The 10278-nt window shown below is 26.0% G+C and carries 9 protein-coding genes; all 9 read right to left on the bottom strand.

Annotated elements, in window-relative coordinates; genetic code table 11:
* Window positions 1-428 (bottom strand): hypothetical protein (locus ACRCYC_RS04050; RefSeq protein ID WP_438617902.1); only part of this gene is annotated, 428 nt, incomplete at its 3' end.
* Window positions 429-595: 167 nt separating this feature from the next.
* A complete protein-coding gene (gene hpf, locus ACRCYC_RS04045; protein WP_438617901.1) occupies window positions 596-1135 on the bottom strand; it encodes a ribosome hibernation-promoting factor, HPF/YfiA family in 540 nt (179 codons plus the stop codon).
* A gap of 354 nt (window positions 1136-1489) precedes the next feature.
* Entirely contained in the window at window positions 1490-3022 is a 1533-nt protein-coding gene (locus ACRCYC_RS04040; protein ID WP_438617900.1) for a phosphoenolpyruvate carboxykinase (ATP), read from the bottom strand.
* Window positions 3023-3330: 308 nt separating this feature from the next.
* The gene (locus ACRCYC_RS04035; protein ID WP_438617899.1) at window positions 3331-4185 is read right to left on the bottom strand and encodes a DUF3298 domain-containing protein; all 855 of its coding nucleotides are present in this window, start codon (window positions 4183-4185) and stop codon (window positions 3331-3333) included.
* A 12-nt stretch (window positions 4186-4197) separates the two neighbouring features.
* Window positions 4198-4704 (bottom strand): RNA polymerase sigma factor, encoded by a 507-nt coding sequence (locus tag ACRCYC_RS04030; protein WP_438617898.1) that lies wholly within the window; start codon window positions 4702-4704, stop codon window positions 4198-4200.
* 151 nt (window positions 4705-4855) lie between these two features.
* A complete protein-coding gene (locus tag ACRCYC_RS04025; RefSeq protein ID WP_438617897.1) occupies window positions 4856-5677 on the bottom strand; it encodes a hypothetical protein in 822 nt (273 codons plus the stop codon).
* 134 nt (window positions 5678-5811) lie between these two features.
* On the bottom strand, window positions 5812-7407 hold the full coding sequence (locus ACRCYC_RS04020; protein ID WP_438617896.1) for a putative ABC transporter permease subunit: 1596 nt from the start codon (window positions 7405-7407) through the stop codon (window positions 5812-5814).
* Complete coding sequence (locus ACRCYC_RS04015; protein WP_438617895.1) at window positions 7400-8110, bottom strand: ABC transporter ATP-binding protein; 711 nt, start codon at window positions 8108-8110, stop codon at window positions 7400-7402. The genes ACRCYC_RS04020 and ACRCYC_RS04015 overlap by 8 nt, the downstream gene beginning before the upstream one ends.
* A gap of 135 nt (window positions 8111-8245) precedes the next feature.
* Window positions 8246-9787 (bottom strand): glutamate/gamma-aminobutyrate family transporter YjeM, encoded by a 1542-nt coding sequence (gene yjeM, locus ACRCYC_RS04010; RefSeq protein WP_438617894.1) that lies wholly within the window; start codon window positions 9785-9787, stop codon window positions 8246-8248.
* Window positions 9788-10278: the final 491 nt, after the last annotated feature.

Genomic DNA, 10278 nt, shown 5'->3' with positions numbered 1-10278 from the left:
AACATGAAATAACTTAATAAAAAATCTATTTTTAAATTTTTATGTTCTACATCATGTATGAAGTTTTGTATTTTCAAACTTAAATATAACATATATCCAATTGAATAATGTACTATTGTAAAACAAGTTAAAATAATAAATATTTTTAAACACCATTCAATATTGCTTGATAATAAAGTAATTTTTAAATGATTGACAATACTTGTATATATTGCAGCAAAACTAGAAATTTCAGCAAAAACTATTAAAGATCCTTGAATTAATCTTGTTAATATATTTTTTTCTTTAAATAAATCTATATACGTTTTATTTATTTCTTTTATAGTAGATTTAATGGTCTTTTTTAAGTATTTATCAATTCGTCTATTTCTAATTATCAACACACTTAAGGTTAATGTAGTAACTATTATCATTGTAAACCTACCCATTTTTCATCCCCCTTATTAATTATTCTTCTTATTAATTTTTACTTATTTTATATATAAAGTCAAACTAAATTCTAACTGATTTATTTAAATTTTTATTTAACAAAAAAATCGATTAATAAGCTTTTTGCTTACTAATCGATTTTTTTAATTTTGAACTTTTAGGAATTTTACTCTTCTTCTATTATTCCATATCCTAGTCCATGTCTTTTATATACAGTGTTTATTTTATCAGTTTCTGAATTTCTAAACATATAGAAGTCATGTCCTAATAATTCCATTTGAAGTATAGCTTCTTCGCTACTCATAGGTTTTATTGAGAATTTTTTAATTCTTTCTATATGTATATCCTTTTCTTCTATTACATCATCAAAATTATAATCCTCTATATTTTCAAATCTTATACTTTGATGACTATTTTTTCTATTTTTAGCTCTAGTTTTATATTTTCTAAGTTGTTTGTATAGTTTATCATAAACTATATCTATAGCTGAGTATAAATCTCTTTGACTATCTTCAGCTCTAATTATTGGCCCCTTTATAGGTGCTACAGTTACTTCAACTGTTTGTTCTTCTTTTTTAGCACTTATTGTTACTTTTACATCTGTATCTACGTTAAGGTACTGTTGTAACTTCTCCATCTTACTTTCTATTTTAGATTTTATACTCTCTGTTGGATTTATATTTTTACCGATTACTCTTACGTTCATAAGTAAGTACCCCCTTGTATAAAACATTTGTCAAATACTTGCTTGTGTTAGCTTTATATTTAACTTACATTCATTGTAGTTCAAATTACATGTATTTTCCATTCTATTTTTTATATTTTTTTCGTGGTATAATAGTAATTGTGGGGTGTTTTTTAGGAAATATAAAAAAATGGGTATCTCAAAATATAGGTCGCTCATGGTAAATATATAAATTTTTATCCATAAAATTCGCTACGCTCATATCTCAATCGCTCAAAAGCTGAATATATGCTTTCAAATTTCACTAAAACTTATATACTTACCATTCGCTATCTATTTTGAGACAGCCCATTTTTTATGTTTTCATTTAATTATTTATATAGTAGCAGCTATTTCGTCTACTGCTGATTCATCATACTTAGCTAACCATATTTGTCTTTCTAATTTTAACTTAGAAGCTATTTTAGCATATTCTTCTTTAGTGTAGTAGTTTCTTGGGTTATATTTATTTATATCAATTCCATTAACATCTTCAGGTATCATGTATCCCCATTCTTTATCTTCTACCCATTTTATATTATCTCTTGCTATCTCTTTCATTATTGTAGTCGATACTTTTATAGTTAATTTTTCACCATTAGAGTTTTCTTTTGCCCCTACACTTCCTGTATTTAGTATGAAACATTCCATATCCGGATTATTTTTAAGTATTTCTTTAAGCTTCACACCTTCTGCTATTTCAGGTCCCATTATAAATGGATTAGTTCCAACACATCTTTTAGATTGACCCGCTTTAGTTGGATCACCTGCTGAAGTTTCTATAGACTCACCTAACATAAATGCATCTAATGCTTGTTCTGGATTTAATTTAACTACAGGTGGCACTATATCATTTCTTCTAGTTATAAATATTATTTTATTTGCTTTTTGTAAATCTACAGTATCATCAGTTGTATCTATCTCATCTCTTAAGATAACTCCTCTACCGTTTGATGTAAGCGTTGTATCATAAAAATCAACATTCCCGTTTTCATCTACTTTTATATTTTCTAAAGCTGCATTTTCGCTTGTTGCTGCTTTGTATAAAACACCTTGTTGCTCTGGGTTTAACCCTTCTGTTTTTATATAGAATCCATTTTCAGTACCTACACAATATCCATTTTCATCCATAAAAACAACATCATCTTGTCTTACTATAGCTTTTTCTTCTCCAGTTAACTCATGATCATGTATTGTTAATGTAGTTTTACCAGTTCCACTAAGTCCAAACATTATAAACCCTACATCTTTTAAATTATCATTTTTATCATAAACTCTAAGTAATTTACTTCCAGCATGGAATCCTAATCCGCCTGCTTTTTTTACTTTATACATTGCCATTCTTAAAAAAGATTTTTTAGATTCTCCAAAATAATCACTTCCTAATATAAAAGTAACTCCACTTTCTGGATAAGCAAACATTATTCGCTCTGGCCACTCTGGTATATATATACTTACTAAATCTGGATTTTCTTTATCTGTTGGATTAAATAATGTATTGTTCCACATATGAGCTATTCTTGCATATTTCTTTGATATATATAATCTACAGTTAAATGAAAACTTATCATTCATTCCCATTTTTCTATCTACTCTTATCATTTCTTTATCTTTTATATATTCAAAAACTTTAGCTGCTATTTTATCAGCTTTAGCTTTGCTTATTTCTTGTTGATCTACCCCTGTTTCTATTTCATCAACTATATATGTGTTTTTAGCACTTCTATTTTTAACTTCACTTATATAGCTAGCACTTTTAAATTCAGTAGTCGTTTCCATGTCGTTAGCTAAATTTCTTAGCTCTTCTCTATTAGGATTAGAGATAACGCTTCCAAATAATCCATCATTTATATTGTTTATGTTAAACATATTCACCCTCCAAAGTTCAATTAGTGTATCCTTTTTACATTATTAGTATATCAGATTAAAGTAAAAAGTCTACTCTTTTTTGTAATTTTTATTAATTTTAATTTTTCATTTTATTTTTTAAAGTTTATGTCAATAAAAAAGCAGAGCCTTATTATAGACTCTACTTTTTATTTAACCACTTTTCGACAAATTGTGCAATTTTTTATATTCTTAAACTAAGTAACAACATATATACAGTTAATCCAAGTCCAATACATCCAACTATAAATAATATTCTAACTAAAGTTTTAGATTCCATTGAATTCCCCTTAATTCATTATCTGTTTTATAACCTCCTTTGGTATTACAAATTCTACTAATCCCATATACCCAGGAGCTACTTCATATTTATCAAAACAAATAACAAATTCACCTTTTTCATTTATATAAAATCCTTGATCTTTTTTTATAGTATTAAAGTTCATTTCTTCATTTTCTTCATCAATCCAATAAACTTTATCTTTATCAGATTTCACTTTCTGTTTCATTTGTTCTTTTATATTTTCACTTATTAATTTTACATAATCACCGTTTTTAAACATTCCTTCTAACGTTAATATAGTCTGATTATGCTTATCTATATTATAAAACTTTCTTGTAGTATTTGATGACCCTTGAGCTTCATAGTTATATATAACCAGTGATAATATATCTTTATTGTCAGTAATAACTTCATACCATGACTGTGCTGCCTTGTGTCCACTTGTATTCGCTTCTTTTAATCCTTTTACTTCTTCTAGATACTGATTGTATAAGTTCTTACCTTCTGATTCAAACTCTTTATTTAATTTGTACTCTAATTTTTTATTGTCTAATCCTTCTATTTTAGGTACTTTTATTGATGCTTCGTACCCCTCATCTTTTATTTCATAATTAGAAAAATTCATTATTTTTATTACATTTCCAATTACGGGTATTTTTTCTAAAGTTTCTGCAAATACTGGGTTTATATTTACAGTTCCTATAACTACACATAAAAATGCAGCCGCAACTAACCATTTAATTTGTTTTTTATTATTACTTTTTTTATTTATAGCATCATTAACTACATCATTTAATTTATCTGGAATTTTCGTATCATCATAGTCTTTTCTTAGTTTATCTATTTTATATTTTTCATTCATAAATAGCTCTCCTTAATAATCTTCTGTCTTTATTTTTATCTTAAGTCTTCTTAATCCTTTATAAAGTCTAGTTTTTACAGTATTAGTATTTTCTGATAAAACATTAGCAATATCTTCTATTTTCATATCCTCAAAATATCTTAAAACAATTATACTTTTATATTCTTGAGGTAGTCTATCTAGTGCTCGTTTTAAATCTATATCAGAATACACATCCTCAACTTTATATTCATTTATAACTTCTTCTTCAGTTATACTTACATATTTATTATTTTTTCTTATATAATCTATAGCGCTATTTATTAAAATTTTATAAAACCATGGTTTAACAACTTCGATATCTTTAAGTGAATCTATTTTAGAAAGTGCTTTGCATATAGCATCATGTACTATATCTAATGCATCATCTTCATTCTTTACATAGCTATATGCTATCTTATAAAAGTTTTTCTGATTATTTACTATATAGTCTTTAACTTTACGTTCTTTTAGTTTTTTATTTGAGCTCAATAATTTCATTTGTGTGTGTATACTCCTTTCGTCTACATATATATAGACGATTTATCTATAGTAAAAAGTTTTAATTTTTTATTTTTTATTTATACTAATTAATAGGGGGTATCGTAAATCACGATACCCCCTATTAATTAGTATTTTATATTTTTTTAAATTATATGTCACTATTTGAAATTTGTCTTGGCCATGAAAGTAAATCTTTTTTAGCTATTTTTAGCCATTTTTCATTTGGGAAATATAAATCACAGAAATAATTATGATAATTTGCTGTCCAAACATATTTATCCCAAACAACTATGTTTGTTTTATATTTATTTAATAATTCCTCAAGTTTCTTTTTATGTCTAAATAGTAATTCATGTTGAACTCTTTCAAATTCATAGTCATTATTACATTCAGTGTAATACTTAAATATAGTGTTTAAATAATTTATAAACCACTGTCCATCACTATCTATAAGTATCTTGTTCTTTTGTGGTGCTACATCATAATAATTTATATGTTTTTGTAACATACTTACAGTTTTTTCATCTAATACAATTCTTGGATAACAAGCTATCTTACTCTCTGTATTATGTGCATCTAAAAGTGCTGGTCCAAATACTATATCTTCATTTATATAGAAATCGCCTACACTTACACCCCCTCTAACAAATAACCCTTCTAAAGATAAATTAAATTGATACTCCGCTACATTTTCTAGTATTTCATCTAATTCTTTTTCTCCATCATCTTTTATAGGATATGCAACAACCATATTATCAGTAAAAATTTTTATTTTTCCCTTACTATATTTATTAGGTGTTATACATTGCTTATTTTTATTTATTAAATAATTAATCTCTTTAAGCAATTTGTCTCCATACCCTTCTCTACACGAGTCTACTATCATTTGAGAAAACCCTAGTATATCTATTGCACATACCATAGAGTTAACTAACCCTGGATTATCTTTGTTATATATTTTTGCGTTCATTTACAACCACCCTTGAAATATAATTCTATTTTTGTATTTTTATTGTACAATATTTTCAAGTATTGTAAAACTTATTTTTTAAATAAAATATTATTTCTTTATTTTCTATAGTATACAATAATTTCAACTTATAACTAGGCTATTTTTCTAAATAAATTAACACCTTTAGTTTTTATAAACTTATATAAAAACAAATCTAGTATAAATGTTACTACTGTTGCAAATATTATCAACATATTAAATTCTATGTCTATAAAATAGTAAATTGCTGCATAAATTCCTAAATGTATAAAATTAGAAAATATAGAAACCGTAGAACTAAAACTTCTTTTTACAACTTCTGCCTCACTTATATAATTAACTTTTGGATACATTAAGTTTATAACCAATCCATATAATGCAGTAAATAATGAACTAGCTATTATTAACATTGTCATTATAATTATATATTCTATTTTAAAATCTAATTTTATAGCCATTATAAAAAAACTTATCAAAGATACCGGAAGAACTATAAGTAAATTCAATTCTATTTTAGCTTTAAAAATTTCAATTTCATTTATTGGTAAACTTTTTAATATCCATAAATTTTTTCCTTCTAATGATATAGAACTGTTAGTTGTACAACTCATCAATATGCAAAAAATTATTACCATACATATTTGTATATTAATCATATTTGTATATAAAGATATATTTATTATATTAGCTACTTTATCTGCTCCTAAAATAAATATTCCTATAGCCAAAACTAGTAATAAAATCATTCCAAAAGAAGTATTTAAAACATATATATATGATGATATATATCTTTTGATTTCTTTATTCAATAATGCGGTTGTAGGCTTAGAACTTTTTAAAGACTTTACTTTATAGTTAATGGTTTTATAACTTTCATTCATTTTAGAATTTATTTTTTTAAATCCTTTAGAAAATATAGCTATGAAAATTATAAATGGTATAATTGATAAACTTAAAAATATTAAAACTGATAACATATTATTATTTTTAAGAGCATCTACAAAATAATAAGTAGGTGGATAAACCTTTTGTGCAATCTCCATTATAGATGCACTATTTTTTACTATAGTTTGCACAAAATCATCTATATTATAAGATAGCACCATAATCCCTAATGTTACTATCATACTTCCTATTATTAACATTCCATTTTTATATTTACTCTTTGATGATATAGTGCCTATAAAATAAGTTATTATAGATACTATTATTATTGGTAGTAATGGTGTAACTATAAACATTATAAATAAATTAATTAAATAGATTGTAGAAGCATCACTTTTTATAAAATATGCAAGAGACGGTATTATGATAATAATAGCTGAATATAAGTAATTAGATAATATCAAAGAAATTAACTTACTAGCAAATATATCAGAGTCTTTTATAGGTAAACTCGATAGTATTTCATAATCCTTAGCTTGATATAAATATGCAGGTGCTTTATACAAAGAGTTAATTAAATTAAAAATCGTAACCCCTATAATACTAATAACTAATACTACCTCCATTTGATTTACTCGCTTTAAAACATCAGTTAAATCCATCATCAAGTAAAACATGGAAGTTATTAAAATAATCATAGAAAAAAATATTAATGCACCTATTGATATTTTTCTAAACTTATCTTTCTTATCACTGCTTTTCAACTTATTTATTCCTGTTATATTTAATATATCTATTTTTAGTAAAAGACCTAAATTACTCATTATCAATCAACTCCATAAATATATTTTCAAGAGATTTTTCACCTTTAACTTTCTCAATTGTTCCAGATATTATAATTTTACCATCTTTAATTATTGCTACTTTGTCACATATTTTTTCTGCAACTTCAAGTACATGTGTTGAAAATAATATGCATCCTCCTTGATTACAAAACTCTTTCATGATTTCTTTAAGTGTATAAGAAGCTTTTGGATCAAGCCCTACAAAAGGTTCATCAAGTACTAACACCTTAGGACTATGTATAAGTCCTGATATAATAGCTAATTTTTGCTTCATTCCATGTGAATAAGCACCTATAACTGAACCTAATACATTTTCTATCTGGAATTTTATCGCATAATCTTTTATAAGTTTTTCCCTTTTCTCTTTATCCACTTTAAATATATCTGCAATAAAGTTTAAATATTGTATACCTGTAAGAGATTCATATAAATCTGGGTTATCTGGTATATATGCAATTTGTTTTTTATACTCTATCGGATTTGATTTTACTGATTTTGAATTTATAGTTATATCCCCTTCTTCAAAATCATGTATTCCTACTGCAGCTTTTAAAGTAGTTGTCTTACCTGCACCATTATGACCTATAAACCCAAATATTTCACCTTTATTAATTTCAATTGATATGTTTTCTATAGCTTTTTTATTGTTGTATGATTTTGATACATTTTTTATATATAACATATATATTCCCTCCCCTAAATACTATCTGTTATATATAATATATAACAGATAGTATTTAGGTGCAATATATTTTCTATATTTTCATTATTATTTCAAATACAAAAAAGGAGAGCATACGCTCTCCTTTTAAAAAATCTATCCTACAGCTTTTTCAGCTTTAGTAACTTTTTTAACATGTTTTTTTTCATAAACAGTAAATAATATAAATCCTGTTAATGCAAATGCTGTTGGTCCACCTATCATAGTTAAAGTATCTTTTAATCCTGCTGGTGAAGATAATACTGGTTCTATTATAGTAAATACATTTGCAAATCCTACTATTGCAGTTACTATAACAGCCGCTGCCATAGCTGCACCTTTAGTCTTGTAAACTACATATGATTTTTCTATTTCCCCATTTAATTGCTTTTTCTTAAATGCAGGGAATGCTGCTGATAAGAACATATAAGTTATTGTCATTGCAACATTAGTCATTAAAGTTAATATAGTGAAGAACTCATCTGCGTTCTTTCCACCAAATGATACTATTAATATCATACCAATAACTATTACAGCTTGTACTTTCATAGCGTTTACAGGCATTCCATCTTTTAACTCCCCTAATTTACCAGGCCATAATTCTTTTGGTGCACCTTGTATTAAAGTCTTAAGAGGTGAGTAAGTTAATGTAAAGAATGCTCCTGTTAATGATAAGAACATTGAAAGACCAACAAATCTAGCAGTCCATGCTCCCATAGCTAAAGCTACAGTCTCAGATAATCCAAAGCCTAATCCGACTTTGTATCCTAAGTTATTCATTAATATGTAAGTTGCATTTGCCATATTAACATTTTCTCCACCTAATACTTGATTCCAGTTAGTAAACATACCACAAGCAAATATACCTAATGCATATCCTACTGATATAACTACTGCTGATATAGCAAGTCCCTTAGGGAAAGTCTTTTCAGCGTTTTTAGTTTGGTCAACTAATCCACCTAAAACCTCAAGTCCTCCAAATGCAAATACTGCAAATGTTAAGAATGATAAAATAGATAATCCACTTTGATAGTTAGGACTTGGTGATTGTGTAAATGATTGAGCTATATTAGTTATAGGCTCTGCTAACTCTCCAGTTAATGCAACAACTAACATTCCTCCACCTAATAAAACTATATTAAGTAATGCAACCGCTGTTCCACCTATTGAAGTTATCTTACTGATCTTATCAACACCTTTAGTTGATACGAATGTAACTAACGCTATCCATACTATCCCTAGTACTCCTAGTGTTTGAACTGAACTTAATCCAAATAACGACCATGTTCCAGTCATATCTGTTCCGAATATAGCGTTTGATAATGGTATCCATAAACTTGAAGATACACTTACCATCCATATTATATAAGAAGCATACCACATGAATGTTCCTATAAAAGCATACTTAGCGCCTATAGATTTTTCCATCCATGAATACATACCTCCACTTTCTTTCTTAAATGCAGACCCATACTCTGCCATCATAAATGCATAAGGTATAAAGAATAATACCGCACTTAATATGTACCATGGTATTGCTGAATATCCCATTAAATAGAACGCTCTTGGCATGTTAGAGAATCCAAATACTGATGTAAATATCATAAGTATTAATGGCATCAATGTAAGTTTTTTAGCATTACTGCTTGGTTGTGACATGTTAATCCCCCTTAAATATGTATGATTTCTTTAATGATAAACTAATAAATTTTGTTATTAATTTGTCATCCCCTTTTCATTTCAAAGAATATCATTATTATTTTTAATTTTCAATATCATTTGTTTTTTATTAAATATTGGCACTTTTCTAATTTTTTTAAATAATTTAACAATTGGAAATTTTATTATCTCTACATTTAAATCGCATTTTTCTACATTTTAAGCTATTTACATTCATTTTAATTGTTCTTGATCTTTTTTAATGCTTTTTTCTACATTTATATAACTTTTACTTTGTATAAATATGTAGACTTTAAAAACTTTAGTTACCATTTTTAAGTTTTCATTTTCATTTTATATTTTATTTGTCACATTTTAAGTTTTTTCGCTTTAACTATTATATGTTTTTTTTAACAAATTTGTTTAATATTTTTTTATATTCCGTCAACTATTTATATATTTAGAAAGAATTTTTTTTTATAAATTCTATA

This window comes from Paraclostridium sp. (assembly GCF_051657365.1).
Classification (GTDB): domain Bacteria; phylum Bacillota; class Clostridia; order Peptostreptococcales; family Peptostreptococcaceae; genus Paraclostridium.
Note: the sequence above shows the minus strand (reverse complement) of the source record. Positions and strands in the feature narration are given on the sequence as shown.

Excerpts from the sequence above, each read along its gene's own strand:
- ACRCYC_RS04030 (WP_438617898.1), bottom strand. The coding sequence starts at position 4,704 with ATGAAATTATTGAGCTCAAATAAAAAACTAAAAGAACGTAAAGTTAAA.
- yjeM (WP_438617894.1), bottom strand. The coding sequence starts at position 9,787 with ATGTCACAACCAAGCAGTAATGCTAAAAAACTTACATTGATGCCATTA.
- hpf (WP_438617901.1), bottom strand. The coding sequence starts at position 1,135 with ATGAACGTAAGAGTAATCGGTAAAAATATAAATCCAACAGAGAGTATA.
- ACRCYC_RS04015 (WP_438617895.1), bottom strand. The coding sequence starts at position 8,110 with ATGTTATATATAAAAAATGTATCAAAATCATACAACAATAAAAAAGCT.
- ACRCYC_RS04040 (WP_438617900.1), bottom strand. The coding sequence starts at position 3,022 with ATGTTTAACATAAACAATATAAATGATGGATTATTTGGAAGCGTTATC.
- ACRCYC_RS04035 (WP_438617899.1), bottom strand. The coding sequence starts at position 4,185 with ATGAATGAAAAATATAAAATAGATAAACTAAGAAAAGACTATGATGAT.
- ACRCYC_RS04025 (WP_438617897.1), bottom strand. The coding sequence starts at position 5,677 with ATGAACGCAAAAATATATAACAAAGATAATCCAGGGTTAGTTAACTCT.
- ACRCYC_RS04020 (WP_438617896.1), bottom strand. The coding sequence starts at position 7,407 with ATGAGTAATTTAGGTCTTTTACTAAAAATAGATATATTAAATATAACA.